The organism is Isoptericola croceus (genome assembly GCF_029382255.1).
In the GTDB taxonomy this organism is placed as follows: Bacteria; Actinomycetota; Actinomycetes; order Actinomycetales; family Cellulomonadaceae; genus Isoptericola; species Isoptericola croceus.
In genome coordinates this window covers 1-280 of record NZ_JARLLG010000127.1, presented here as the reverse complement: position 1 = coordinate 280, position 280 = coordinate 1, and the positions used below count along the sequence as shown (strand labels likewise).

Sequence of the window (280 nt, the reverse complement as noted above, 5' to 3'; positions counted from 1 at the left end):
CGCTTGTGGCACGAAATCTAGTGTTGGATTAAATCAGCAAAACGCGAGGACCAATGCGCTCGAAGCGCACCAAGCGGGTACGACCGAGTTGGCCACGGTCCAGACCGATGACATTGGATCCAACGCCGGTCGACAGTGAGTGCACATAGAGAAATTCGTCCTGCCAGCGATCTATCTCCAGCCAAATCTTGCCGCTGCGTACGTCCCAGTAATAGTCGAAGAAGCCCTCATGCTTTTCGAAACCGCTGGTTTTCTCGGCAATGGTCGGCAAGGTCGTGTC

At 54.3% G+C, this 280-nt stretch carries 1 protein-coding gene; it reads right to left on the bottom strand.

Features of this window, described 5'->3' with window-relative positions; all coding sequences use genetic code 11:
• Nucleotides 1-28 precede the first annotated feature (28 nt).
• Nucleotides 29-280 (bottom strand): DUF5118 domain-containing protein (locus PZC42_RS20925; RefSeq protein ID WP_277214024.1); only part of this gene is annotated, 252 nt, incomplete at its 5' end.